Annotated in this window: 22 protein-coding genes and 1 pseudogene; 11 read left to right on the top strand and 12 right to left on the bottom strand. The window is 70.7% G+C overall.

Annotation, left to right across the window (positions count from 1 at the left end; translation table 11 throughout):
• Nucleotides 1-35: 35 nt before the first annotated feature.
• Complete coding sequence (locus tag ACZ4S3_RS07930; RefSeq protein ID WP_467927963.1) at nucleotides 36-1,166, top strand: catalase family protein; 1,131 nt, start codon at nucleotides 36-38, stop codon at nucleotides 1,164-1,166.
• Between the two features lie 16 nt (nucleotides 1,167-1,182).
• On the opposite strand, the gene ACZ4S3_RS07935 is transcribed toward ACZ4S3_RS07930, so the two are convergent.
• The 4 genes from ACZ4S3_RS07935 to ACZ4S3_RS07950 all read right to left on the bottom strand — a co-directional run bounded on the left by ACZ4S3_RS07935 (nucleotide 1,183) and on the right by ACZ4S3_RS07950 (nucleotide 3,797).
• Nucleotides 1,183-1,974 carry a bestrophin-like domain gene (locus tag ACZ4S3_RS07935; RefSeq protein WP_467927966.1) on the bottom strand — a complete coding sequence of 264 codons (792 nt, stop codon included), beginning with the start codon at nucleotides 1,972-1,974 and terminating at the stop codon, nucleotides 1,183-1,185.
• Nucleotides 1,975-2,231: 257 nt separating this feature from the next.
• The gene (locus ACZ4S3_RS07940) at nucleotides 2,232-2,651 is read right to left on the bottom strand and encodes an arsenate reductase ArsC (RefSeq protein ID WP_467927969.1); all 420 of its coding nucleotides are present in this window, start codon (nucleotides 2,649-2,651) and stop codon (nucleotides 2,232-2,234) included.
• A gap of 31 nt (nucleotides 2,652-2,682) precedes the next feature.
• A complete protein-coding gene (locus tag ACZ4S3_RS07945; protein WP_467927972.1) occupies nucleotides 2,683-3,423 on the bottom strand; it encodes an aquaporin in 741 nt (246 codons plus the stop codon).
• Complete coding sequence (locus tag ACZ4S3_RS07950) at nucleotides 3,420-3,797, bottom strand: ArsR/SmtB family transcription factor (RefSeq protein WP_467927976.1); 378 nt, start codon at nucleotides 3,795-3,797, stop codon at nucleotides 3,420-3,422. The genes ACZ4S3_RS07945 and ACZ4S3_RS07950 overlap by 4 nt, the downstream gene beginning before the upstream one ends.
• Before the next feature lie 109 nt (nucleotides 3,798-3,906).
• Here ACZ4S3_RS07950 and ACZ4S3_RS07955 point away from each other — a divergent pair.
• Nucleotides 3,907-4,434: pseudogene (locus ACZ4S3_RS07955) on the top strand (methyltransferase domain-containing protein); the annotation flags it as partial.
• Nucleotides 4,435-4,489: 55 nt separating this feature from the next.
• On the opposite strand, the gene mgt reads toward ACZ4S3_RS07955, so the two are convergent.
• The 4 genes from mgt to ACZ4S3_RS07975 form a co-directional block, all read right to left on the bottom strand.
• Nucleotides 4,490-5,701, bottom strand: coding sequence for a macrolide-inactivating glycosyltransferase (gene mgt / locus ACZ4S3_RS07960; RefSeq protein WP_467927981.1), 1,212 nt, complete (start codon nucleotides 5,699-5,701; stop codon nucleotides 4,490-4,492).
• 161 nt (nucleotides 5,702-5,862) lie between these two features.
• Nucleotides 5,863-6,456: a DUF3885 domain-containing protein gene (locus tag ACZ4S3_RS07965; protein ID WP_467927984.1), complete on the bottom strand. Its 594-nt coding sequence runs from the start codon at nucleotides 6,454-6,456 to the stop codon at nucleotides 5,863-5,865.
• Nucleotides 6,453-7,118, bottom strand: a complete 666-nt coding sequence (msrA, locus tag ACZ4S3_RS07970; protein ID WP_467927987.1) for a peptide-methionine (S)-S-oxide reductase MsrA — start codon at nucleotides 7,116-7,118, stop codon at nucleotides 6,453-6,455. Before msrA ends, ACZ4S3_RS07965 begins: the two co-directional genes overlap by 4 nt.
• A gap of 160 nt (nucleotides 7,119-7,278) precedes the next feature.
• Nucleotides 7,279-8,418, bottom strand: coding sequence for a hypothetical protein (locus ACZ4S3_RS07975; RefSeq protein WP_467927991.1), 1,140 nt, complete (start codon nucleotides 8,416-8,418; stop codon nucleotides 7,279-7,281).
• A 215-nt stretch (nucleotides 8,419-8,633) separates the two neighbouring features.
• On the opposite strand from ACZ4S3_RS07975, the gene ACZ4S3_RS07980 reads away from it, so the two are divergent.
• Nucleotides 8,634-9,794, top strand: a complete 1,161-nt coding sequence (locus tag ACZ4S3_RS07980; RefSeq protein ID WP_467927995.1) for a cystathionine gamma-synthase — start codon at nucleotides 8,634-8,636, stop codon at nucleotides 9,792-9,794.
• Between the two features lie 255 nt (nucleotides 9,795-10,049).
• Here ACZ4S3_RS07980 and ACZ4S3_RS07985 read toward each other — a convergent pair whose 3' ends face one another.
• Nucleotides 10,050-10,550 carry a MarR family winged helix-turn-helix transcriptional regulator gene (locus tag ACZ4S3_RS07985; RefSeq protein WP_467927999.1) on the bottom strand — a complete coding sequence of 167 codons (501 nt, stop codon included), beginning with the start codon at nucleotides 10,548-10,550 and terminating at the stop codon, nucleotides 10,050-10,052.
• A gap of 192 nt (nucleotides 10,551-10,742) precedes the next feature.
• Here ACZ4S3_RS07985 and ilvA point away from each other — a divergent pair, with 192 nt between their 5' ends.
• The 3 genes from ilvA to ACZ4S3_RS08000 all read left to right on the top strand — a co-directional run bounded on the left by ilvA (nucleotide 10,743) and on the right by ACZ4S3_RS08000 (nucleotide 14,300).
• Nucleotides 10,743-12,047: a threonine ammonia-lyase gene (gene ilvA, locus ACZ4S3_RS07990; protein ID WP_467928003.1), complete on the top strand. Its 1,305-nt coding sequence runs from the start codon at nucleotides 10,743-10,745 to the stop codon at nucleotides 12,045-12,047.
• 310 nt (nucleotides 12,048-12,357) lie between these two features.
• Entirely contained in the window at nucleotides 12,358-13,434 is a 1,077-nt protein-coding gene (locus ACZ4S3_RS07995; protein WP_467928007.1) for an ATP-binding cassette domain-containing protein, read from the top strand.
• A complete protein-coding gene (locus ACZ4S3_RS08000) occupies nucleotides 13,431-14,300 on the top strand; it encodes an ABC transporter permease (protein WP_467928011.1) in 870 nt (289 codons plus the stop codon). Before ACZ4S3_RS07995 ends, ACZ4S3_RS08000 begins: the two co-directional genes overlap by 4 nt.
• A 145-nt stretch (nucleotides 14,301-14,445) precedes the next feature.
• Here ACZ4S3_RS08000 and greA read toward each other — a convergent pair whose 3' ends face one another.
• Entirely contained in the window at nucleotides 14,446-14,943 is a 498-nt protein-coding gene (greA, locus tag ACZ4S3_RS08005; protein ID WP_467928014.1) for a transcription elongation factor GreA, read from the bottom strand.
• 236 nt (nucleotides 14,944-15,179) lie between these two features.
• Entirely contained in the window at nucleotides 15,180-15,590 is a 411-nt protein-coding gene (locus tag ACZ4S3_RS08010; RefSeq protein WP_467928015.1) for a DUF4307 domain-containing protein, read from the bottom strand.
• Nucleotides 15,591-15,757: 167 nt separating this feature from the next.
• Between ACZ4S3_RS08010 and mca the strand changes: the two genes are divergently transcribed.
• Both mca and ACZ4S3_RS08020 read left to right on the top strand, forming a co-directional pair.
• Entirely contained in the window at nucleotides 15,758-16,630 is an 873-nt protein-coding gene (mca, locus tag ACZ4S3_RS08015) for a mycothiol conjugate amidase Mca (RefSeq protein ID WP_467928017.1), read from the top strand.
• Nucleotides 16,631-16,634: 4 nt separating this feature from the next.
• A complete protein-coding gene (locus ACZ4S3_RS08020) occupies nucleotides 16,635-16,880 on the top strand; it encodes an RAMP4 family protein (protein ID WP_467928021.1) in 246 nt (81 codons plus the stop codon).
• A 125-nt stretch (nucleotides 16,881-17,005) separates the two neighbouring features.
• Here ACZ4S3_RS08020 and ACZ4S3_RS08025 read toward each other — a convergent pair whose 3' ends face one another.
• Complete coding sequence (locus tag ACZ4S3_RS08025; protein ID WP_467929635.1) at nucleotides 17,006-20,275, bottom strand: tetratricopeptide repeat protein; 3,270 nt, start codon at nucleotides 20,273-20,275, stop codon at nucleotides 17,006-17,008.
• Nucleotides 20,276-20,500: 225 nt separating this feature from the next.
• Between ACZ4S3_RS08025 and ACZ4S3_RS08030 the strand changes: the two genes are divergently transcribed.
• From ACZ4S3_RS08030 to ACZ4S3_RS08040, 3 genes are all read left to right on the top strand, one after another.
• On the top strand, nucleotides 20,501-22,546 hold the full coding sequence (locus ACZ4S3_RS08030) for a thioredoxin domain-containing protein (protein ID WP_467928026.1): 2,046 nt from the start codon (nucleotides 20,501-20,503) through the stop codon (nucleotides 22,544-22,546).
• 111 nt (nucleotides 22,547-22,657) lie between these two features.
• Nucleotides 22,658-23,662 (top strand): zinc-binding dehydrogenase, encoded by a 1,005-nt coding sequence (locus tag ACZ4S3_RS08035; protein ID WP_467928031.1) that lies wholly within the window; start codon nucleotides 22,658-22,660, stop codon nucleotides 23,660-23,662.
• A gap of 83 nt (nucleotides 23,663-23,745) precedes the next feature.
• Nucleotides 23,746-25,074 carry an amidase gene (locus ACZ4S3_RS08040; RefSeq protein WP_467928036.1) on the top strand — a complete coding sequence of 443 codons (1,329 nt, stop codon included), beginning with the start codon at nucleotides 23,746-23,748 and terminating at the stop codon, nucleotides 25,072-25,074.
• Nucleotides 25,075-25,135 lie beyond the last annotated feature (61 nt).

Raw genomic sequence — 25,135 nt, forward strand, 5'->3', positions numbered from 1 at the left:
GGCCGCACCACGGTCTTCGAGAAGAGGTCGACGTCATGGCAGCACAGTTCGTCCGTTACACCCCGGACGTCGAAGACGATGACCCGCACTTCGACCAGAACCTGCAGACGGTGATCGAAAAGACCGAGAGCTACATCACCGAGTCGGTCGAGGCCGGTGGCACCGGACGGGCCCTCCGCGACGCCCACGCCAAGGGATACGGGCTGGTCCGAGGGCAGGTGGAGATCCTTACCGGGCTTCCCCCCGAGTACGCCCAAGGCATCTACGCGACGCCGGGAACCCACGATGCGCTCATCCGCTTCTCCAACGGTTCACCCCACGCCGGAGCCGACGCACGACTGGGCGCCGCCACCGGACTGGCACTGAAGATCTTCGACATCAACGGCCCCACCCTGCTGGAAGACGAACCGGACGCCGGCACCTTCGACTACGCCAACATCAACGCACCGATCTTCTTCTGCAATACGGTCGAGCACTATCTGTTCATCCAGGAATTGTTCCTGAACGCGCCGGCCTACTTCTCCCAGGGCCGATCCGGCGCACATCGTTTCTTCACCGAGTTCGTGACCGGAAAGGGAACGCTGGACCAGGGCGACTGGGCATGGGACGAATTCCTGGCCTTTCTCCGCCTGTCCAAGATCTCCCCGGTCAACGTACTGCTGTCGAGCTACTGGACGATGGGCGCGGTCCGGCACGGGGACTACGTCGCCAAGGTGCGCATCACCCCCGACCCGCGCTCCGCCGCCGCGGTGGTCCAGCGCGCCATCGACCCGACCTCCGCGCCGGAGGTCTTCCGACCGGCCCTGCAGGCCGAGTTGCAGGAGCGCCCCTACACCTTCGACATCCAGGTTCAGCTCTGCACCGACCTGGAGCGGATGCCGGTGGAGGACACCACCGTGGAGTGGCCCGAGCAGCTCTCGCCGTCCGTCACGGTGGCCAAGCTGCGGCTGCCACAGCAGGACATCTCCGGCCCGGAAAACCTGGAGAAGATGGACGCACTGTCCTTCACTCCCTGGCGGGTCACCGCCGAGCACGCACCCCTGGGCAACATCATGCGAGCCCGCAAAGAGGTCTACCGGCACTCCTCCATCGCCCGCCACGAACTCAACCAGCAGCCGCGCACAGAGCCCCGCAGCGCCGACGAGGTATTCGGCCCGGCCCAATGAGCCCCGCCCTCCGGTTCTACCGAGCCGACGACAGGACGTTGACCACCGCTTTCAGCGGCTCCGGTGACGTGGCGAACTCGCCGAGGAAGGGATAGGACAGTTCGGTGACGAGGAACAGGTTGGCGGCAACGAGGACGCTCACCGCCCCGACCATCCCGTAGTGCATCCGGGCCTGCTCGGAGCCGAAGACGACGGAGAATCCGAGGACCAGCCCGCTGGTCAGAAAGATCACCATCCACAAGGACAGCGGTGGGCCGACGTTGCTTCGGGCCTCCAGCAGCCGTTCCGTTCGTGCGAGGGTCAAATCCCTCAGGGACGTGAGCGAGCCGGTGAGGAAGGCTCGTTGGGTATCACTGCGGGGCTTGATGTTCTCGTACGCGCTGTGCAGGTGGTTCAGCGCCTTCTCGGTCTCGGGCGTGGGGTGGCCGAGCGCGGCGTGGGACCACTCGGCCGCCGCCGCGTGTCCGTACTCCATCAGGCCCTGCCGGATCCGTGCGCTCTCGGCCTTGCCGAACACTGCGCGGCCCCTCGCCATCTGCACCGCCGCGGCGCCCTCGGCCCGCGTCGTCTGGTCCGCCGCGTTCACCTGACCCCAGAGCGCGAGGACGATGAAGCCGATCAGGAACCCGTAGACAACAGCGATAACGGGGAAGACGTACTGTGCGACCTCGTTGTGCTCGCCCCGCTTGAGGCGAGGGAAATGGTGCCGGACAAACGCCTGGACGACCGCTGTCCCGCCGGCGATACCGACGACGAGCCCTGCCAGCAGCAACCAGGAAGGGAGGTTGATCACGATCCAACGGGTCACCGCTCCACGCTCCTGAGATACCCCACACCCGCCACCACCGGCGCGGTGGCCAACGAAAGCCCCGGGCTGCGGACACGCCCTTCTTCGCCGGATGTTGGCCGGGCCGCGCGTTCGTGGTGCACCACTGTCGACCAGCCGGCCGGTCAGACCCGTCTCGGACGGGGCACTTGGCTTGACGCTCGTCCCCCGATCCCCCCGATCCCCCCATCCCGCAGTACCCCGCCGGGTTCTTGTCGAGGTACTGCTGGTGGCAGCTGTCAGCTGGCCAGGTAGGTCAGGTCGGCCACCAGGCCGCTGATCCGCCGTTCGATCTCATCGCGGATCGGCCGAACCGCGCCAACCCCCTGTCCAGCGGGATCGTCGAGCTGCCAGTCCAGGTACCGCTTGCCGGGGAAGACCGGGCAGGTGTCACCACATCCCATGGTGATCACCACGTCGGATGTCTGCACCGCTTCCGCGGTCAGCACCTTCGGGGTCTCGGCGGAGATGTCGATGCCGACTTCCTTCATCGCATCGACGACCGCCGGGTTGACCGTGTCGGCGGGAGCGGAGCCCGCCGAGCGGACTTCGACCCGATCGCCTGCGAGGTGGGTGAGGAACGCGGCGGCCATTTGGGACCGCCCGGCGTTGTGGACGCAGACGAACAGCACGGACGGGCGCGGGGCGGCAGTACTCATGACAGGTGTCCTTTCCGGAGAGGAGGTGGGCTCAGGGGGCGGACGGGGCGAGTTCGGTCTCGCCGTGCGGGACGACGATGTCTGTCTCGGCGGGCGCCGGTCGACCGAACACCGCCGCCAGCAGGCCTAGGCCGACAGCGGCACCGACAAGTTGCGCGGCGACGAACGGGGCGACGGAGGCGGGAGCGATGCCCGCAAACGTGTTGCTGAAGGCCCGGCCGATGGTCACCGCCGGGTTCGCGAACGACGTGGAGGACGTGAACCAGTACGCGGCCCCGATGTAGGACGCCACCGCAGCTGATGCGAGGTGGGCGCGGTCGGTCCGGGTCAGGCCGAAGATCAGCAGGATGAGACCGGCGGTTGCCACGATCTCGGCCAGCCACAGGTGGCCGGCGGAGCGGTCGTGGGTGGACCACTTCACCAACGGTTCCGCGAACATCGCATCAGCCAGCACCGCGCCGCCGATCGCGCCCACGATCTGGGCAGGGACGTACGCGGCTACTTCGCGTGCGGTCATTCCGTCGCCGCTTTTCCGCCCCGTGAACCAGGCTGCCAGGGTGACGGCCGGGTTGAAGTGGGCCCCGGAGACCGGCCCGAACAGCGTGATCAGCACGGCGAGGCCGAAGACGGTGGCGAGCGAATTCGCGAGCAACTGCACGCCGATGTCCCGTGACAGCTCCGTCGCCTGGATACCCGAGCCGACCACCACCGCGACCAGCGCGCCCGTCCCCACCAGCTCGGCTACGGCACGCCGTCCCAGCGAAGCGCTCACGCGGTCACCCCAACGGGCTCAGGAGTGGTCAGGAACGCGCCCAGCCGCTCCAGGACGCCGGGCAACACCCAGTAGTAGACCCAGGTCCCACGCCGCTCGCAGTCGATGAGTCCGGCCTGCCGGAGCAGCTTGAGATGGTGGGAGATCGTCGGTTGAGACAGCTCGAACGCGGGCGTCAGCTCACACACGCACACCTCGCCGCCCTCCCGCGAAGCGATCATCGAGAGCAGCCGAAGCCGCACCGGGTCCCCCAGCGCCTTGAACCCCTTCGCCAGTTCGACGGCCTGGTCCTCGGCCAGTGGGGCGGAGGCCAGTCCCTGGCAGCAGGCGCCGTCCGCCTCATGGCCGATCACCTCAAGCTCTTGTTTCGACATACTTCTATGTTGATGTTTTTCGATCCAAGACGCAACCTTGCATTCATGAATGTCAATGCAAGACGTTCCGGGGCCTGCCATGCCCCGTCATCCAGGAGTGAGTCATGAGCGACATGAAGGCGAACGCGTCCTCGATCTCGGCTCCGGTGGCGGCATCGACGTCCTGCTCTCCGCCCGCCGCGTCGGACCCACGGGCAAGGTGTACGGCCTCGACATGACCGACGAGATGCTCGAACTCGCCCTGGCCAACGCGAAGAAGGCGGGCGCGACGAACGTCGAGTTCCTCAAGGGCACCATCGAGGCCATCCCGCTCCCCGCGAACACCATCGACGTGGTGATCTCCAACTGTGTGATCAACCTGTCGACCGACAGGGCGGCGGTGTTCGCCGAGACCTACCGCGTCCTGACACCCGGCGGCCGCATCGGCGTCGCGGACGTGGTCGCCGACGACACCCTGACACCCCCGCAGCGCGCGGAGCGCGGCGACTACGTCGGCTGCATCGCAGGCGCCCTGTCTTTCGCCGAGTGCCGCGCAGGCCTTGAGGCGGCAGGCTTCGTGGACGTCGAGATCACCCCTGCACACCCCGTGGCCGACGGTATGCACTCCGCTGTCGTCCGCGCCGCAAAGCAGCCTTGAGACCCCTACCGATCGAGAGGGGCCTCGGAGCTCGTACGAGGTACTGCCGGTGCCTTTACTCAGCGGGCAGTTCGGCCTCGATGAGGTCGGCCGCCCGCCGGGTGCCGCCCTCGGTGGCCATCTCGCGCTGGATGGCCGTGAGGCGGCGTCCCACTTCCGGGTCGGCGACGAGCGCGAGCACCGCCGCGCGGAGGGTGGCGGCGTCCGCCTGGTCCATCGGGAGGTGGCGGGCCACGCCGAGTCCCTGGAGCATGTCCGCGTTGCCGAACTGGTCGACGGCCTGCGGGACGGCCACCATGGGCGTGGCGGTGGCCAGCCCCTCCTGGCTGCCACCGGCCCCGGCGTGTGTGATGAAGGCGTCCGCCTTCCGCAGGATCGCCAACTGCGGTACCCAGTGGTGCACTTCGACGTTCCCGGGGACCTCGCCGAGCTCGTCGGCGGTGACGTGCTTACCCACCTGGAGCACGACATGCCAGCCCGGCAGGTCACCGAACGCCTTGACGCACTCGCGGTAGAACCCGGGCTGCTTGGTGAACGACGAGCCGAGCGAGACGAGCAGCACGCGCTCGGCATCGGCCGGGCGCTCCCAGTCGCCCTGCGCGGCCTGATCGCCCTGGCAGGCGCCGACAAAGGAGTGGACGTTCTCGTCGACCCGGTCGGCATGCGGCTGCAGCGCCTTGGGGATGAGCACGATCGACCGGCCGGGGCGACCGACGAACGGGTCGGGGTGCTGCGTGATCCCGTTCTCCGTAAGCCAGTTGGTGAACTTCTCGTAGTACGCCCTGCCGCGCTCGGTCGCCTTGGGCTCTGCCCACATCGGCTCGGCGACCTCCTCCTCGTACCCCTCCCACGCGACGAGGTTCGGCGAGAGGGAGATCGCGGGCACACCCCAGCGGTGAGCGAGAACGCGTGCCGGGTACGAGGTGATGTCGTGCAGTACGAGGTCCGGCTCGTCCCCTTGATACGCCTCGATGAGCTGCGGCAGTGCCTGGATTGCGTCGTCCAGGAACGGCTCGACGTTGTCGAGGAGCGTGGTCCCCCATGCCGACGGGTCGCTGTCGGGCGACGGCAGCGTCGTGCGGTACGGGACCGGCTCGGCACCGGTCTCGGCGATCTCCTCCTCCAGGCGGGGAGGAATCGCGTACGTGACGCGGTGCCCTCGGGCGACGAGCTCCCGGATCACTTCGAGGCTCGGGTTCACATGCCCATAGGCGGCGATGGAGAACATGGCGATATGGGCACGTTTGTCTTGCTTGTGGTTCGTCACACCCTCAGGCTAAGCGAGACGAAACGTCTCGTTCAACTTCTTTTCAGGTCACTGCTTCGTGGAGCGTCAGCCACTGGCGGGGCGCGAGGTCACGAGCGGCATCATCTGCGGACCATCGGCGGGAGTCTTGTCGAGGTACTGGGTGTCTCCGGAACCGGGGCTCACAGGCCGGTCGGATGCCGCGAGAGCCAGTCGGTATGACGGTTCCGGATTCCGTCGCGCTCGTCGGGAGTCGTCAGGATGACGTCCGCACCGCCGTCGTAGGGGTGGTGGATACGTTGGAGCCCGGCGTCGGTGACGATCACGCCACTGAGTACGTCGTCTGCGACTTCCCGGAGAATTCCGTCGACGCTGCCTCGTTGCCAGGGGCGCTGGTCGGCGTAGAGGTGTGTGTACGTGTGGAACTCGGGATCGGGATCCGCTTCGTTGGCGATGGTCATCCAGAGGGAGCCGTCAGGGTGCACCTCGCGCCGTCGCGTGGGGCGCTCCGGGCCATGAGGTTCACTGGACCAGGCCGTGGTCACCACATAGACGTCGGTGCCGGCGAAAAGCTCTTCCAGGACCGTGTTGTTGCGGTCCAGGACCGCGGTGTATTCGTCCTCGGTCTCCGGGTAGCGCTTCGAGCCGGGGAGGTTGTGGAAGCGCACCCAGCGGTCGCTGTAGGCGGCGCGTAGCTCATGGGCGAGGGGCGGTCCCATGGGCCACTGCCGCTGCCACAGCGTGGAGAGACGTTCGCGGTCGAGGCCGCGGATCATTCGCCGGCGGGTGCCACGCCTACCGGGCAGGACACGCCCGTCCCCCCGATCCCGCAGTACCCCGTCGGGTTCTTGTCGAGGTACTGCTGGTGGTATCCCTCGGCCGGATAGAAGGGGCGGCCGTCGGCGGGGAGGATTTCGGTGGTGATGTCGGCGTAGCCGGAGTTCTTCAGGACGGTGCGGTAGGCGTCCCGGGAGGCTTCGGCGGACTTCTGCTGGGTGGGGGAGTGGGTGTAGATGGCGGAGCGGTACTGGGTGCCGACGTCGTTGCCCTGGCGGAAGCCCTGCGTGGGGTCGTGGGACTCCCAGAAGAGCTTCAGGAGGGCCGTGTACGGGATGACCGCGGGGTCGTAGACGATGCGGACGGCCTCGGTGTGGCCGGTGTGGCCGCTGCAGACCTCTTCGTAGGTGGGGTTCGGGGTGTGGCCGCCCTGGTAGCCGACGAGGGTGGTCCAGACGCCGTCGGCCTGCCAGAACTTGCGCTCGGCGCCCCAGAAACAGCCCAGGCCGAAGTCGGCCGTCTCCAGGCCCTCGGGGTACGGGCCGAGCAGCGGGTTGCCGAGGACGGTGTGCCGGTCGGGGACGGTGAAGTCCGGCTCGGGGCGGCCCTTCATCGCTTCCTCGGGGGCGGGGAGGTGGGTCTTGAAGCGGGAGAACAGCATCAGGATCAGGCTCCGGAGGGGAGAGGGGAGGAGGGGGAGGCAGAAGGGGCGGTGGGATGCGGCTTAAGCGGCAACGTCTGGGGGCGGGGGTGCATTCCGCCGGCCCGCGAAACGTTGCAGCCGGCCCGCGAACGCCCTCGTCGGCCCGTGGTCGTCGGCGTCAGTGCCCCTCCTGCGGGAAGCCCGCCGATGTGCCGCCCAGTTGTTCCCAGCCGGCGATGGCCAGGGCGCGGTAGGCGGCGTACTCGGCGGCGGGGCTGCGGCCGAAGGACCAGGGGACGGCGCCTACGTGGCCGTCGACGCGGCGGAGCTGTTCCATGGCCTCGGGGTAGCGCTCGGCGCGGACCAGGAACCAGACCAGGAGATGGCGGACGTGCGGGGCCATCGGGTGGTCGGCGGGGGCCTGGCTCAGGGCGAAGTGGGCGCCCTCGATCGCGCGCTCCACCACCGCGCTCTGGTAGAGGCTGCGGACCATGTTGGCCTCGGGAAGGTGGTCGTAGACCGCGAAGAGGGGGAGGGCGGGGAGGAGACTGTCCTTCGGCGCACCGGCCGCCGCGCGCTCGGCGAACGCCTCGGCCTGCTTGCGGGAGCCGTGCCACTTCTCCGACCAGTACGGGAGCGCGGCGAGATGCGCGCCCATGTGGTGCGGGGCGCGCTGGGCGACCTTGGACCAGAGCTCTTCGTAGTCGGCGGGGCGGTCGTGCAGGCCGCGGGCCACGGCCAGCTCCGTGAGGTACGGGATGGGGCTGCCGGGGGCCAGCAGCGCCGCCTCCTGGCAGACCGTACGGGCCTCCTCCAGGATCATGCGGAAGTCCTGGGAGCCGGGGTCGCGCAGGGCCTGGAGGACCAGGAACTGGGCGTGCGTCTGGGCGCCCCCGGGGTCCTTGGGGGACTCCAGGCGCCAGGTGCGCAGCCAGATGCCGCCGGACCGCTGCCCGCCGTCGTGCCCGCCGGCCTGCGCCGCCTCCTGGGCCAGCTCGAAGGCGGCGGCTCCGGCCAGCGTCTGGACCCGCTGCCAGCGCAGCTCCCAGTGGTCCCCGGTGGCCTTCAGCAGCTCGGCCGCCGGGCGCCAGTCGTGGGTACGGCGTATCTGGGCGAGGGCGTCGTCCAGCTCCTGGTCGGGGCCCGGCAGGCGGACGTCGAGTTCGTCGAGTGGCACGAAGCCGTAGCCGGCCATCGGGTCGGAGGCCACCACCAGGCCCTGCCGGGCCTGCTGTACGGCCCGCCGTCGCCGCATCCAGGGCAGGAAGACGCAGCCGCCGAGGGCGGTCGCGGCGAGGAGTACGAGCAGAGCGTCCATGTGGTGTGTCCCGGTCGGAGGGGAGGAGTGGGGAGGAGCGGGGTGGAGTGGAGCGGGGTGGAGTCGGGTGGAGGTGGTACGGGGGAGGAGTGGAGCTGGTTCGTGGCCTGTAGTGAGGGGCGAGTGGCGAGCAAGAGCTGTCTTATGTATTCACTATCCAGCGAAGCAGAAAGTTCCGGAAAGTTCGGTTGCTCGGACGACTACGCTCGGCAGACATGAGCGATCAGCGCGAACAACGCCACCAGCATTTCGAAACTCTTGCCATCCACGCAGGTCAGGAGCCTGACCAGGCCACCGGCGCGGTGGTACCGCCCATCTACCAGGTCTCTACTTACAAGCAGGACGGCGTGGGCGGGCTGCGCGGCGGTTACGAGTACAGCCGTAGCGCCAACCCGACCCGTACCGCCCTGGAGGACAATCTCGCCGCGCTGGACGGCGGCCGCCGGGGCCTCGCCTTCGCCTCCGGCCTCGCCGCCGAGGACTGCCTGCTGCGCACCCTGCTGACCCCCGGTGACCACGTCGTCATCCCCAACGACGCCTACGGCGGCACCTTCCGCCTGTTCGCGAAGGTCGTCGAGCGGTGGGGCGTGGAGTGGTCGGTGGCCGACACCTCCGACCCGCAGGCCGTACGCGACGCGCTGCGACCCCGTACGAAGGCGATCTGGGTGGAGACGCCCAGCAACCCGCTGCTCGGCATCAGCGACATCGCGGTGCTGGCCGGCATCGCCCGGGACGCGGGCGCCAGGCTCGTCGTCGACAACACCTTCGCCAGCCCCTACCTGCAGCAGCCGCTCGCCCTGGGCGCGGACGTGGTGGTGTACTCCACGACCAAGTACATGGGCGGGCACTCGGACGTCGTCGGCGGCGCGCTGGTCGTCAACGACGATGCGCTGGGTGAGGAACTCGCCTACCACCAGAACGCGATGGGCGCGATCGCCGGGCCCTTCGACGCCTGGCTGGTGATGCGCGGCATCAAGACCCTGGCCGTACGCATGGACCGGCACAGCGCCAACGCGGCCCGCGTCGCCGACCTGCTGGCCTCGCACAAGAAGGTCACCCGCGTCTACTACCCGGGCCTGTCCGAGCACCCCGGTCACGACGTCGCCGTCAAGCAGATGCGGTCCTTCGGCGGGATGGTGTCCTTCCAGGTGGCGGGCGGTGAGCCGGCGGCCGTGGAGGTCTGCAACCGGGCGAAGCTGTTCACCCTGGGGGAGTCGCTGGGCGGCGTCGAGTCGCTGATCGAGCACCCGGGGCGGATGACGCACGCCTCGACGGCCGGTTCCGCGCTGGAGGTCCCGGGCGACCTCGTACGCCTGTCGGTCGGCATCGAGTCCGTCGATGACCTGCTGGCGGATCTCACGCAGGCGCTGGGCTGACGTTTCGGGGCTCTCCCCGCTCACCACCCTTCCCCATGGGAGGGGTGGTGAGCGCCGACGGCAGCCCGGGGCGGTGCGCCGGGCTGCATCAGGTCGGCGGGCAGGGCCAGTTGGGCCGCGGTCGGTTCCTCGGCCGGGTTCTTGCAGCGCCGCGGTAGCACCACCAGCCGCTCCCGCGGCGAGAGCCGGGGCCAGGAGGCCGCCGCGCGGCCTGCGACTCCCGGACACGGCGGTGCGGGCCGTGCCGGGTGCGCGTCAGGACGCGGGGCCCGCCGGCGTCAGGGACGCGGTGAGGGTGGCGAGGGAAGTGTTGAAGCGGGTGAGGAGCGCGCAGAACGCGTCGCGGTCGTCCGGCGACCAGTCCTCCGTCACCAGGGCCATCAGCGCGCGGCGCGAGGCACGGACCTCCTCCAGGCGGGCCTGGCCGCGCTCGGAGAGCTGGAGCACCACGGCCCGGCCGTCCTCGGGGTGGGTGGCGCGGCTGACCAGCCCGGCGTCCACCAGGGGGGCCACCTGGCGGGTCACCGTCGAGGAGTCGATGCCCATCCCGGCGGCCAGGGCCTTGACGCCCATCGGGCCCTCCTGGTCGAGGCGGTTGAGCAGCAGATAGGCGGCGCGGTCCATGGAGTTGCGCGCCTGCCCGACACCGCCGAGCCGGCTCTGTTCGGCGCGGCGGGCGAAGACGGCCACTTGGTGCTGCAGCGCGTCGAGAAGAGCGGTGTCGGGATGGGTCGTCATGTCCGAAGAGGTGGGCATGGCCGGGAGCTCGCTTCATCGGGGTGTGCGAATGGATGGGAGGACAGCGTACGCGGACCGGGCGGGGACCGTACCGGCCCTGTCGTACCCGATAGCGCCCCGTGAGGCGGCCGAGACCGTTCCGCACTGTGGGGGTGGTCTCGCTATCCGGTCGAAAAGGCCCGAGACGGGTCGAACTGCGAGACTGACGCCATGGCCGATCACACGCCTCGTACGCCACATGAGTCCCCCGTAGCCGCGCTGCCCGACGACGCCGCGGTCACCGGCGGGGGCCCGCACGCCGAGGACCCGATTGCCGCGATCACGGTCGATGACGTGCGCGAGGCGCACAAGCTGCTCTCCGGCGTCTCGCGCGCCACTCCTTTGGAGGGCAGCCGCTACCTGTCCGGGCTGGTCGGCTCACCCGTTCACCTCAAGTGCGAGAACCTCCAGCGCACCGGCTCCTTCAAGATCCGCGGCGCCTATGTGCGGATCGCCGGGCTTTCGTCGCAGGAGCGGGCGGCCGGTGTGGTGGCCGCGAGCGCGGGCAATCACGCGCAGGGCGTGGCGCTGGCGGCGTCCCTGCTGGGCGTGCGCTCGACGGTGTTCATGCCGGCCGGCGCGCCGCTGCCGAAGGTCGCCGCGACCCGCGAGTACGGCGCCGAGGTACGGATGCACGGCCAGGTGGTGGACGAGACGCTGGCCGCCGCCCAGGAGTACGCGAAGGAGACCGGCGCGGTCTTCATCCACCCCTTCGACCACCGGGACATCATCGCCGGTCAGGGCACGCTCGGCCTGGAGATCCTCGAACAGTGCCCGGAGGTGCGCACCATCGTCGTCGGGATCGGCGGCGGCGGGCTGGCCGCCGGGGTCGCGCTGGCGGTCAAGGCGCTGCGGCCGGATGTGAAGGTCATCGGGGTGCAGGCGGCGGGCGCGGCCTGCTATCCGCCGTCGCTGGAGGCCGGGCACCCGGTCGCGATCGAGACGCTCACCACGATGGCGGACGGCATCAAGGTCGGCCGGCCCGGTGATGTGCCGTTCCGGATCGTCCATGAGCTGGTGGACGAGGTCCGTACGGTCTCCGAGGACGAGCTCTCCAGTGCGCTGCTGCTGTGCCTGGAGCGGGCCAAGCAGGTGGTGGAGCCGGCCGGGGCGAGTCCGGTGGCGGCGCTGCTGTCCCACCCGGAGACCTTCGAGGGGCCGGTGGTCGCGGTGCTGTCCGGCGGCAATGTCGACCCGCTCCTGATGCAGCGCGTCCTGCGGCACGGCATGGCCGCCGCCGGGCGCTACCTCTCGCTGCGGCTGCGGCTCACGGACCGGCCCGGTGCGCTGGCGACGCTGCTGGGCGTGCTCTCGGCGGCCGACGCCAACGTCCTGGACGTGGGCCATGTACGGCTCGATCCCCGGCTCGGCCTGACCGAGGTGGAGGTGGAGATCCAGGTGGAGACCAAGGGCCCGGAGCACTGCGCGGAGGTGGGCGCGGCGCTGCGCGAGGCGGGGTATTTCGTGATCGCGTAATGGCTGGGCCGTGCCGGTGTGCGGCGTCGCGGGGGTACCGCGGCGCCGCACGCCTGTTCCCGCACGGCCGGCGGTCCGGGGGAACGCCCGGCGGGTACGTACGGCTACGGAAGAGCCGTCCTTGCGAAAAACCGAAAACTTGTATCGCGATGTATCGCGTTCGGAGTAGCATCCTCGCGTCGGCCGCCGCTGCGTCGTGGTGCCCGCTGCGGACACCTGCCCGCAGGGCGTGTAAATCCCAACAGGACGTACAAAGTCCGGCAACCGTAATATTCGACCTGGAAACGACCCAAGCCATGGGAGTACCCACATGCCAGGCGCCATTTACGCCGAAGGTCTGGTGAAAACGTTCGGGGACGTACGGGCTCTGGACGGCGTCGATCTCGACGTTCCCGAAGGAACCGTCCTGGGGATGCTCGGCCCGAACGGCGCCGGCAAGACCACCGCCGTACGAGTCCTGACCACCCTGCTCCAGCCCGACCGCGGCAAGGCCGAGGTCGCCGGAATCGACGTCCTCGCACATCCGGACCGGGTGCGCCGCTCGATCGGACTGTCCGGCCAATTCGCCGCCGTGGACGAGTACTTGACCGGCCGCGAGAACCTCGTGATGGTCGGGCAGCTCTACCAGATGAGCGGCCGGGACGCGAAACGGCGGGCCGGTGAGCTGCTGGAGCGCTTCAACCTCTCCGACGCCGCCGACCGCACCGCCAAGACCTACTCCGGCGGCATGCGCCGCCGCCTCGACCTCGCCGCCGCGCTGGTCGTCAGCCCGCCCGTGATGTTCATGGACGAGCCGACCACCGGCCTGGACCCGCGCAACCGCCAGCAGCTCTGGGACGTCATCCAGGAGCTCGTCGCGGGCGGCACGACCCTGCTGCTCACCACGCAGTACCTCGAGGAGGCCGACCGCCTCGCCCACGACATCTGCGTCGTCGACCACGGCAAGGTCATCGCCCGCGGCACCTCCGACCAGCTCAAGGCGCGCACCGGCGGCGAGCGCGTCGAGGTTGTGGTGCACGCCCCCGAGCACATCTCCCTCGCCCAGGGCGTCCTGCGCGGCTTCGGCAAGGGCGAGGGCACCGTCGAACCGCACACCCGCAAGCTCACGGTTCCGGTGACCGGCGGCGCCAAGCTGCTCGCCGAGATCATCCGCGAACTGGACACCCGCGGTGTGGAGATCGACGACATCGGGCTGCGCCGGCCGACCCTCGACGATGTCTTCATCTCGCTGACCGGGCATGTCGCCGAGGCCGCGGAGGGTGGCGCAGGGGGCGGCGACGGCGCCGGAGGGCGTCAGAGGAAGGGCCGCAAGGGCGCCGGGGCGGGCGAACCGGCCGCCGCAGGGGAAGCGGCCCGTGAGACGGCCGACAAGGAGGGCGTGAAGTGACGACGGCGACCGAAGCGGCCCCGGGCCGCACCCCGCAGCCACGCGGCGGCATCAGCCGGTCCGTGCGCGATTCCCTGGTCGTGGCCAAGCGCAATCTCATCCGCATGATGCGCATCCCCGAAGTGGTGATCTTCGGACTGATCCAGCCGATCATGTTCGTGGTGCTGTTCACCTACGTCTTCGGCGGCTCCATCAACATCCCCGGTGCCCCGTCGGGCGACGCGCAGGCGTACCGCGAATTCCTGATGGCCGGCATCTTCGCGCAGACCGTCACCTTCGCCACGGCCGGTGCCGGCGCGGGCATCGCCGATGACATGCACAAGGGCCTGATCGACCGGTTCCGGTCGCTGCCGATGTCCCGTGGCGCGGTGCTCACCGGCCGCACTCTCGCCGATCTGGTGCAGACCACGCTGACCCTGGTGGTGCTGGCCGTCGTCGCGCTGCTGATCGGCTGGCGTACCCACGAGAACATCCTCGAGGTCCTGGCGGGCTTCGGCCTGCTGCTGCTGCTCGGCTACGCCTTCTCCTGGATCGGCGCGCTGATCGGCCTCTCGGTCCGTACCCCCGAGGCGGCCACCTCCGGCGGGCTGATCTGGCTCTTCCCGCTGACCTTCCTCTCCAACGCCTTTGTGCCGATCGACGGCATGCCGTCCTTCCTGCAGCACATCGCGGAGTGGAACCCGTTCAGCGCGACCGTGGCCGCGGCCCGGGACCTGTTCGGCAACACCATCCCGGGCGTCTCGCAGTCGGTGACCGGCGCCTGGCCGATGGAGCACCCGGTAGCGGCCTCGGTGCTCTGGTCGCTGCTGATCATCGCGGTCTTCCGGACGCTGGCGGTCCGCAAGTACCGCTCGGCGACGGCCTGAGGGGCGTACGGGCGTCTGCGGGCGAGGGCCCATCAGGGCCCGCGTTTCAGGCCCGCGGACGCCCGTGGAGACAGCGAAGCGGCCCGGAGCGCTCCTCAGGCTCCGGGCCGCTTCGCTGTCTGTGGCCGCGCGGCGAGGCTGAGCCTCAGCCGGTGTACGGCTTGGCGTCGAGGATCTTCACGGCCGCCTTCTTGCCGTTCGGGAGCTCGTACTCCGCGCTGTCGCCGACCTTCTTGCCGTTCACACCCATGCCCAGCGGCGACTGCGGAGAGTAGGTCTCGATGTCCGAGCTCGCGTACTCCCGAGAGGCCAGCAGGAACCGCAGCGTGTCGTCCGGGTCTCCGTCGAACGCGATGACGACGACCGTGCCGGGAGCGACGACACCCGTGGCGGCGGGGGCCTCGCCGACCTTCGCCGCCTGCAGCAGCTGGGTCAGCTGGCGGACACGAAGCTCCTGCTTGCCCTGCTCTTCCTTGGCGGCGTGATACCCGGCGTTCTCCTTCAGGTCACCCTCCTCGCGGGCCGCCGCGATCTTTTCGGTGATCTCGGCGCGGGCGGGACCAGACAGGTGCTCCAGCTCGGCCTTGAGCTGGTCATACGCCTCCTGGGTAAGCCAGGTGACGTTCTCCGTGGTCTGGGTCACAGGTGCTCCTCGTCGGTACTGGGGATAAATCAAACGCCCTACCAGGAAGGTTTGCGCCTTCACGGGTGGGCGAAACCACGAGCCTAACAATTCCGGCACAAAACGGGGAGGGGGAATTCCACAGCAGCCGCACAGCAGCGCATCGTCGCTGCTCAGAGGCCCTCACCCCGCGCGGCGCCCGGCCGCGTCCGCCGGGCATGCCGCGAGCGCGCCCGTGGGGATTTGCCGTGCTCCTGTCAGTTGCCCCCGGCCGCCTGGCAGCCGACCAGGATGGCGTTGGTCGCCCGCTTGGTGGTGCGCAGCGTGATCTCGGTGTCGACCTGTTCGGAGCGCTGGTCGATGGTGACGTCCCTGCGGCCCACCTCGGAGCCGTCGGCGGCCTGTGAGCGGAGCGTGCACACGCCCTTGCCGTCCTTGTCCTTGATGACCTCGAGGTGCACCTTGACGGCGCTGTCGGACACCGCGTCCCAGGTGATGATGCGGCCGCTGAGGTCCTGCCCGGCGATGTACGAGGCGCCGGCCCAGCCGATCACCCCGAGCAGCGCGACGCCGAGCACCGCGCCGATGATCTTGAGCTTGCGGTCCGCGTTCCGGTCCGCGGAGCGGCCGTAGCGTCCGTCCGGGAGCCCGTCGCGCACCGCCGTCATGATCATTCCTCCTGGTACGGGGACCTGTACGGGGACCTGGGGGCCCGGAGCCTAGACGGGTCTCCGGCCCAGGGGCTGGTCCAGGGAATACAGCGCCCCCTCGCTTCGGTCACTATAGGAGGCATCTTCTTGAGCCTGTCACCCAGCCTTTCACTGAGGATCGAGTCTTGACTGAGCAGCTGCGATTGATGGCGGTCCACGCCCACCCCGACGACGAGTCGAGCAAGGGTGCGGCCACCATGGCCAAGTACGTGTCCGAGGGGGTGGACGTGCTGGTCGCCACCTGCACAGGAGGCGAGCGAGGCTCCATCCTCAACCCCAAGCTCCAGGGCGACCCGTACATCGAGGAGCACATTCACGAGGTACGGAAGAAGGAAATGGACGAGGCCCGGGAGATCCTGGGCGTCAAGCAGGAGTGGCTGGGCTTTGTCGACTCCGGGCTGCCCGAGGGCGACCCGCTGCCGCCGCTGCCCGAGGGCTGCTTCGCGCTGCAGCCCGTCGAAGAGGCCGCGGCGCCTTTGGTGAAGCTGATCCGCGAGTTCAAGCCGCAGGTCATCACGACCTACGACGAGAACGGCGGCTACCCGCACCCGGACCACATCATGACCCACAAGATCACGATGGTGGCCTTCGAGGCGGCCGGCGACCCGGAGAAGTACCCGGAGGCCGGCGAGCCCTGGCAGCCCCAGAAGCTCTACTACAACCAGGGCTTCAACAAGCCGCGCACCATCGCGCTGCACGAGGCGCTGCTGGCGCGCGGCATGGAGTCGCCCTACGGCGAGTGGCTGGAGCGCTGGAAGCAGTTCGAGCAGCGCGAGCGCACCCTGACCACCTACGTCCCGTGCGCCGACTTCTTCGAGATCCGGGACAAGGCGCTGATCGCGCACGCCACCCAGATCGACCCCGACGGCGGTTGGTTCCGGGTCCCGATGGACATCCAGCGCGAGGTCTGGCCGACGGAGGAGTACGAGCTCGCGAAGTCGCTCGTGGACACTTCCCTCCCCGAGGACGACCTCTTCGCGGGCGTCCGCAACAATTGACCCCATGATGAGCGCGACCAGCACCCTCGCCCTGACGCACTTCGTCACCCTTGCCGACAGTTTCGACAAGGACAAGGTGACCCCCGGCGTCCTCGGCTTCATCGTCTTCGCGGTCATCGGCGGCGCCGTGTGGCTGCTGATGAAGTCCATGAACAAGCAGATGAAGAAGGTGGACTTCGAAGAGGCCCCGGAGGAGGGCGAGGCGGCCGCCTCCGCCGCTCCGACGGTGCCGAAGCCGAAGACCAGCTGAGGACCCTTACCGCACGCCCCAGGACCGGGTGGCGGTCGACGGCCGGCCGATGGGTTACGGCCGGCTGACCGGCCCGGCGGCTCGCTGATCCAAGCGGTCAGCGAGCCGGACCCGGGCACCCGGAGTCAGTCCGCGGCGGCCGGCGCGACGGTCATGCCCATGACCTCGCGCGCATGGCGGTTCGGCACCATGCCGAGCCGCCACGCCTGCCACCCCGTTTCCGGCTCCATCCCGCGCTCCAGCATCAGCGCGAACGTCTCCGCACACTCCGCCAGCTTCGCATCGCGGGCCGCGTGCCCCTCCCGTACGAGCTGCGCCAGCTCCTCCTGCGCCACGGCCGTGCCCACCACCGAGCCGCCCGGCGAGGCGAACGGCAGCAGCGTGCAGCGCAGGAAACGGGCCCAGTCCTCGCCGCGCCGGTCGCCGTAACCGGCGAATATCCCCGCCGCCTCATCGGCCAGCTCCAGCGCCTGCGCCACCTTGCCGTTACCCGCGTCGATGATCACCAGCTCCAGGCATGACCAGGCCTCGCCGTGCGGCACCGCGATCCGCTGGAAGTCCCTGCGGGCGTCCTGCAGCAGCTGCCGGGCGAAGCCGCTGTTGCGCAGCGAGCCGGTCTGCTCGGCCCGCAGATCGCGGGTGACGCGCCCCGAATGATGCCGGGCACAGGCCAGGCCGTAGCCGTCCTGCATCCGGCTGAACATCGTCCGCGACCGCTCCAGCTGCCGCAGCGCCGCGTCCTGCTCACCGCGCTCCTCCAGCGCCTGGCCCAGGTAGTACATCGTCCAGGCCTCACCACGGGCGTCCTCGTGCCGCTGGTGCAGCGACAGCGCCTGGCGCAGCTGGTCCGCGGCCGGCTCCGGATCGCCGGCCACCAGCCGGGCGCGTGCCAGCTGCGTCATCGCCCAGGCCTCGCCGCGCTCGTCATGCGTACGGCCGTAGAGCTCCATCGCGGCCTGCAGCGCCTCCTCCGCCCGCGGCACCTCACCCATCCGCAGATGCACCTGGCCGAGCTGGAAGTGCGCCCACGCCTGGCCGTGCAGGCTCTCGCTCTCCTCGTGCAGGACCAGCGACTCGCGGAGCATGGCGAGCGCCTCGGAGATCTCCGCCCGGTCCCGCGCCACGGCCGCCAGCGCATGCAGCGTCCAGGCCCGGTCGCCGTGCATATCGGGGCCGGACTGCATCTGCAGCGCCTCCCGCAGCTTGGCCGCGGCCTCGGTCAGATTGCCCTGCTGCTGGAGAGTGATGCCCAGATCGCGCAGCGCACGGGCGGCGCCCGCCGGATGCTGCGCCTCGAAATACAGGTCCACCACCGACGACAGGGTCGTGCGCGCCTTGTCCAGCTCACCCAGCTGCCGGGCCGCCACACCCGTCCGCCACTGCACCGAGCGCATCAGCAGACCCTGGCCGACCGCCCGGGTCAGGTCATTGAGCTCACCGAGGCGGTAGAGATCGCCGCGCAGCAGACAGTAGTCGGCCAGCGCGCCCAGCAGGTGCGAGACCGTCGCCTGGTCCACCTCCTGGTCGGCGTGCGCCAGCGCGGCCGTGATGAAGCTGGACTCGTCGTCCAGCCACTGCAGGGCCGCGTCCAGTGAGGTGAAGCCGTGCGATCCGAAGCGGTCGGCGCGCGTCGACGTACGGCCGTCGACCAGGCGGATGACCGAGTCGGCCAGCTCCGCATAGCCGCCGATCAGCCGCTCCTGGGCCGCGACGCGCTCCTGCGCGGGCTCCTCCGCCGTCAGCCGGCCGTACGCGAAGCGGTGCACCAGAGCGTGCAGGCGGTAGCGCTTGCCCCGCACATGCTCTATCAGCCCGGCCTCGGCCAGCGTCGTCAACTGCCGCTCCGCCTCCGGGTTTTCCACCCCCAGCAGCGCCGCCGCGGCCGCCGCGCCCAGGGACGCCCGGCCCACCAGCGCCAGCCGGCGCAGCAGCCGCCGCGCCGCCTCCGACTGGTCGGCGTAGCGCAGCGACAGTGCCCGCTCCACCGGCGTCACCGAGGCGTACGAGGCCAGACCGGCGGCCAGCGCTGCAGGGGTGCGCGAGCCCAGCGAGGAGCCCGCCACCCGCAGCGCCATCGGCAGGCCCGCGCACTGCTCCCGGATCCGCTCGATCGCCTGAGCGTCGTACGGGCCGGCCTCGTCCGCCGCCTCGTCCGCCGCGCGCAGCAGCTCCTCGGTGGCCGCCGCGTCCAGCGGCCCCACCGGCAGCTGATGCACCCAGGCCTGGAGGTCATCGGGCAGCTCCAGCGGCTCGCGGGAGGTGACCAGCACCAGGCTGTCGGAGCGGTCCGGCACCAGTGTGCGCACCTGCTCCGGATCCGAGGCGTCGTCCAGCAGCACGGTCACCGGGAGGCCCGCCACATGCTGGTGATAGAGCTCGGTCAGCCGCTTGACGTGCTGCTCCGGGGAGGTCCGCTCGCGGAAGAGCAGCTGCTCGCGGGGCGCGCCGAGCCGGTTGAGCAGATGCAGCAGGGCGTTGCGGGTCGGCAGCGGCATCTCGCCGGTGGTGTCGCCGCGCAGATCCACCACACACGCGCCACGGAACTGATCGCGCAGCTGGTGGGTCGCCCGCACCGCCAGCGTCGTACGCCCCGAGCCGGGCTCGCCGTGCAGCACCACCACCGTCGGCTTGGTCGCCGTACTGGCACGTGCGGCGTGCACCCATTGCGCGATCTGCGTCAGCTCCGCCCGGCGGCCGGCGAACGGCCCGTCGGAACTGGGCAGTTGGGAGAACGAATGCTCCAGTACGGACCGCTGCCGGGCCGCCGCGCTGCGGTCCCCGCCGCGCAGCTGCGGGCCCCGGGAGGCCTTCGCGGCGGCCGTCTTGGAAGCCGCCCCGCTGCCACGGGCCGCCGCCGTCAGCATCCGCTGCTGATCCAGGAACGGCCGGATGCCGCGCACCTCCAGCGCCGTCAGCCACTGGAGCCGCAGCTGCTCCGGGCCGCCGGGACGGCCCCGCTTCCCCGCCTGCTCGTGTGCCGCCGGTACATGGCCCGCCGTCAGTTTCACGACCGTGGCCACGGCGCCCGCCACCACCACGGCGGCCCCGACGCCCAGCGCCGTGCCCGGTCCCGTGCCGCAGGCGAGGTCCGTACCGAAGGCCGCCACCGCCCCCACGGCCGTTGCCACCGCCCCGGTGCCCAGCTCATTGCGCGACAGCCGCGCGGCCAGCGGGCGCTGTCCGGCCCCGTCCTCGTCCAGCGCCCGGACGTAGGCGGCGTACTCCTCGGACGCGCTGCCCGCGATATCGTCCAGCGCCGCGCGCGCTCTGCCCAGCAGCGCGCCCCCGTCGAGCCGGCCGCCCGAACGCCGTACCTCTTCCTGCACGGTCCGTGCCAACAGCTCTTCCGCCTCCGCACGGTGCCCCTCACGCAGCACAGCCACTGAGCCCGGCATGCGAATCCCCCTCCAGCAGTTGCAGCAATTGCAGTAGTTCTCGTAGGTGCAGCAGTTCTCGTCGGTGCAGTGGTTCCAGTAGACCCATTCGTCGTGAACGGTGGTGTCTCCGGCGGTGATCGTCGCCGTACGCACAGTGTTCCGCGTCCGCGCGAATTCCGGCAGGCCTGTGGATATCTCCCTCCGCTCCCGAATCGCCGCGTCGCATTGGGAGAGGATGGACCCATGCCGAACCGCCTGGCTCATGAGACTTCCCCGTATCTGCTCCAGCACGCCGACAACCCGGTCGACTGGTGGCCGTGGTCCCCCGACGCGTTCGAGGAAGCGCGACGACGCGGCGTTCCGGTGCTGCTCAGCGTCGGCTACAGCTCCTGCCACTGGTGCCATGTGATGGCCCACGAGAGCTTCGAGGACCCGGCCACGGCCGCTCTGCTCAACGACCACTTCGTGTCCGTGAAGGTCGACCGCGAGGAGCGGCCGGACGTCGACGCGGTCTACATGGAGGCCGTACAGGCCGCTACCGGCCAGGGCGGCTGGCCGATGACCGTCTTCCTCACCCCCGACGCCGAGCCCTTCTACTTCGGCACCTACTTCCCGCCGGAGCCCCGCCACGGCATGCCGTCCTTCGGGCAGGTCCTCGAAGGCGTACGCAGCGCCTGGGCCGACCGCCGCGACGAGGTCGGCGAGGTCGCGGGACGGATCGTCGCCGACCTGGCCGGACGGTCCTTGACCGAGTCGCTGCCCGCGGACCGCCGGCCGCCGCGCCCCGAGGAACTGCACGCCGCCCTGATGGGCCTGACCCGCGAATTCGACGCGACGCACGGCGGATTCGGCGGCGCGCCCAAATTCCCGCCGGCCATGGCACTGGAATTCCTGCTCCGCCACCACGCCCGTACGGGCTCCGCCGCCGCCCTGGAAATGGTGCAGGCGACCTGCGCGGCGATGGCCCGCGGCGGCATCTACGACCAGCTCGGCGGCGGTTTCGCGCGCTACGCGGTGGACGCGACATGGACCGTGCCGCACTTCGAGAAGATGCTGTACGACAACGCCCTGCTCTGCCGGATTTACGCCCACCTCTGGCGCGCCACCGGCTCCGACCTGGCCCGCCGGATCGCCGTCGGGACCGCCGACTTCATGGTCCGCGAACTCCGCACCGTCCAGGGCGGTTTCGCCTCCGCCCTGGACGCCGACAGTGATGACGGCGCCGGCAGGCACGTCGAGGGCGCGTACTACGTCTGGACGCCGGACCAGCTCCGCGACGTCCTGGGTGAGAAGGACGCGGAATTCGCCGCCACCTACTTCGGCGTCACCAACGAGGGCACCTTCGAGGAGGGCGCCTCCGTACTCCAACTCCCCGACACCGACGGCCTGGTAGATGCCGAGCGGGTGGTCTCTGTCCAGGAACGGCTGCTGGCCGCGCGCGCCGAGCGGCCGCGCCCCGGCCGGGACGACAAGATCGTCGCCTCCTGGAACGGCCTGGCCATCGCCGCGCTCGCCGAGACCGGCGCCTACTTCGACCGCCCCGACCTGATCCAGGCCGCCACCGACGCCGCCGACCTCCTGGTCCGCGTCCACATGGACTGGCAGGCCCGGCTGCACCGCACCTCCCGCGACGGCACCCCGGGCGCCAACTCCGGCGTCCTGGAGGACTACGCCAACGTCGCCGAGGGCTTCCTGACGCTGGCCTCCGTCACCGGGGAGGGCGTCTGGGTGGAATTCGCGGGCTTCTTCCTGGACACCATCCTTGTCCAGTTCACCACCCCGGACGGTGCCCTTTACGACACCGCCGCCGACGCCGAGACGCTCATCCGCCGTCCCCAGGACCCCACCGACAACGCCACCCCCTCCGGCTGGACCGCCGCCGCCGGCGCCCTCCAGACGTACGCGGCCCTGACCGGCAGTGCCCTCCACCGGGATGCCGCCGAGCGCGCCCTGGGCATCGTGACGGCACTCGGCGGCCGGGCCCCGCGCTTCATCGGCTGGGGCCTCGCCGTCGCCGAGGCCGCTCTGGACGGCCCCCGCGAAGTCGCCGTCGTCGGCTCGCCGGACGATCCGGCCACCACCGCGCTGCACCGCGCCGCGCTGCTCGGCACGGCCCCGGGCACGGTCGTCGCGCTGGGAGCCCCCGGGTCGGACGATGCCGGGGAGATTCCGCTGCTCATGGACCGGCCGCTGGTCGACGGCCGTCCGGCGGCGTATGTGTGCCGCAACTTCACCTGCGAGCGGCCGACGACGGATCCGCAGGAGCTGGAGGAGCGGCTGCGGGGGTGAGGCCTCAGCCCGCCGCCCGCCGCCCCGGCCCGCGCCTGCGCCTGCGCCCCAAGTCCTGGGACAAGAGGCCGGATTGACCCTGAAGCGCGCGTCAAGTCCTAGCCTCATGGCATGACGAACCGCACGAGCCGTGAAGTCCACCTGGCCGCCCGCCCCCAGGGTCCGGTCACCGATGACCTCTTCGAGATCGTTCAGGTGCCGGTGCCCGACCCGGGGCCCGGCCAGGTACTGGTACGTAACACCCACATGGGTGTCGCCGCAGTGATGCGCACCCTGATGAACGAGACCAGCGATGTGCCGATGCCCGCGTTCGAGATCGGCGCGCCGCTGCACGGGCCCGCGGTCGGCGAGGTGGTGGCCGCCCCGGGGACCGGCCTGACACCCGGTGACCTGGTGGAACACCGGCTTGGCTGGCGCGAGTACACGCTGCTCGACGAGGGCGAGGCGCACCGCCTCGACCCCGGCCTGATGCCCGACCCCGCCGCCTACCTCTCGCAGGGCCCCACCGCCCTGATGGGCATCGCGCGCGGCGCCGAAGTGCGCCCGGGGGACACCGTGTTCATCACCGGGGCGGCGGGCGGGGTGGGCTCCCTGGCGGGCCAGATCGCCCGGCAGTACGGAGCCACCCGCGTCATCGGCAGCACCGGCTCGCAGCGGAAGGCCGACCGGCTGATCAAGGAGCTCGGCTACGACGCGGTGGTGATCCGCGGCGCGGGCCCCATCGAGGAGCAGCTGCGCAAGGTCGCCCCGGAGGGCATCGACGCGCTCTTCGACAACGTGGGCGGCGAGCAGCTGCAGGCCGCGCTCGCGGTCGCCAACAGGGGCGCCCGGCTCGCGATTGTCGGAGCCCTGGCCAGCCAACTCTCCGAGGAGGGCCCGGCCCCGACACCGGTCGACACCCTGTCGATGCTCGCCCGGAGCATCACGATGCGCGGCATCGCCCTGTACGACCACCTCGACCTGATCCCGGAGTGGAACCGGCGGTTCGCCGAGGGCCTGCGCGACGGCTCCCTCACCTTCCCGCACGCCCGCCTGCACGGCATCGAGCAGGCGCCGAGGGCATTGCGCGAGCTGACCGAGGGACGCCATCTGGGCGCCGTGCTCGTGGAGTTGTGACTCCGCGGCACGGAGCGAGGCGGCGGCGGGCCGGTGCCCGCCGTCCCCCGCGGACTGTCGGTGGCCGGCTGTAGCCTGCGGGCGTGGACACCTTGCTGAGGTACCGGTCCCTCGTACGGGAGGCCGCGGCGCTGCGGTCCGGCACGGACGACCCCGTCGCCGCGGCGGCGCGCTGCTGCGAACGTATCGACGCCATCGACGCACGGGTGCAGGCGTTCGTGCCCGAGCCCGAGCGGCGTACGCGGCTCCGGGAGGCCGCGCGGCGTCTGGCGGCGGCCGGTCCGCCGGATCCAGGGGGCCGGCCGCCTCTGTACGGCATCCCGGTCGGCGTCAAGGACATCGTGCATGTCGACGGCCTGCCCACCCGCGCGGGCTCCGCCCTGCCGCCCGAGGCGCTGGCCGGCCCGCAGGCCACCGTCGTGGACCGGCTGCTCGCCGCCGGCGCCCTGATAGCGGGCAAGACCGTGACCGCCGAGTTCGCCGTCACGGCGCCCGGCCCGACGCGTAATCCCCACAACCTGGCGCATACGCCCGGGGGTTCGAGCAGTGGTTCGGCGGCCGCGGTCGCGGCCGGGATGGTGCCGCTGGCCATCGGGACGCAGACCGTCGGCTCGATGATCCGCCCCGCCGCGTACTGCGGGGTGGTGGGCTTCAAGCCGGGCTACGGCCGGATCCCGGCCGACGGGGTGATCCCCAACGCCGTCAGTTTCGACACCCTCGGGTGCTATGCCACCGATGTGGCGGGGGTTGCGCTCGCCGCGTCGGTGCTCTGCGACGGCTGGCGGCGCGAGGCGGCCGGAGCGCGCCGGCCGGTGCTCGGCATACCGGCCGGTCCCTATCTGGAGCGTGCCGACGGTGAGGCCCGGCGGGCCTTCGAGGAGCACGGCGAACTGTTGCGGGCGGCTGGTTACGAGGTCCGTGAGGTGCCGGTGATGGGCGACTTCGAGCGGATCGTCGAGCAGCTCTTCACGATGAATCGCTACGAGGTGGCCCGCGCCCACGCGGAGTGGTTCGACCGGTTCGGGGACCGCTACCGGGCGGAGACCGTGGGGGCCATCCGGCAGGGTCACACGATAGGGGACGCCGACTACGAGGCGGCCCGGCTGCGGCGGGCCGCCTTCCGCGACCGGCTCGCCGAGGACGCGGAAGCGGCCGGGATCGACCTCTGGATCGCTCCCTCGGCCACCGGCCCCGCCCCCGCGGACCTCACCACCACCGGCACGTCGATCATGTGCCTCCCCTGGAGCAACGCCGGTCTGCCCTCCCTCAGCCTGCCGGCCGGCCGCGCCGCCAACGGTCTGCCGCTCGGGCTCCAGGTCATCGGCGCACGGGACGCGGACGAGGAACTGCTGGGAGCGGCCGCGGGGATGGAGAGCGCGCTGGCCAAGCGGGACACCCGTGCGCAGAGGTGACGCCGCGGCCGCGGCGGGACCGACGCCGCGGGCGGTGCGCTACTACGAGCAGCAGGGGCTT

Source organism: Streptomyces sp. NPDC028368 (genome assembly GCF_055565615.1).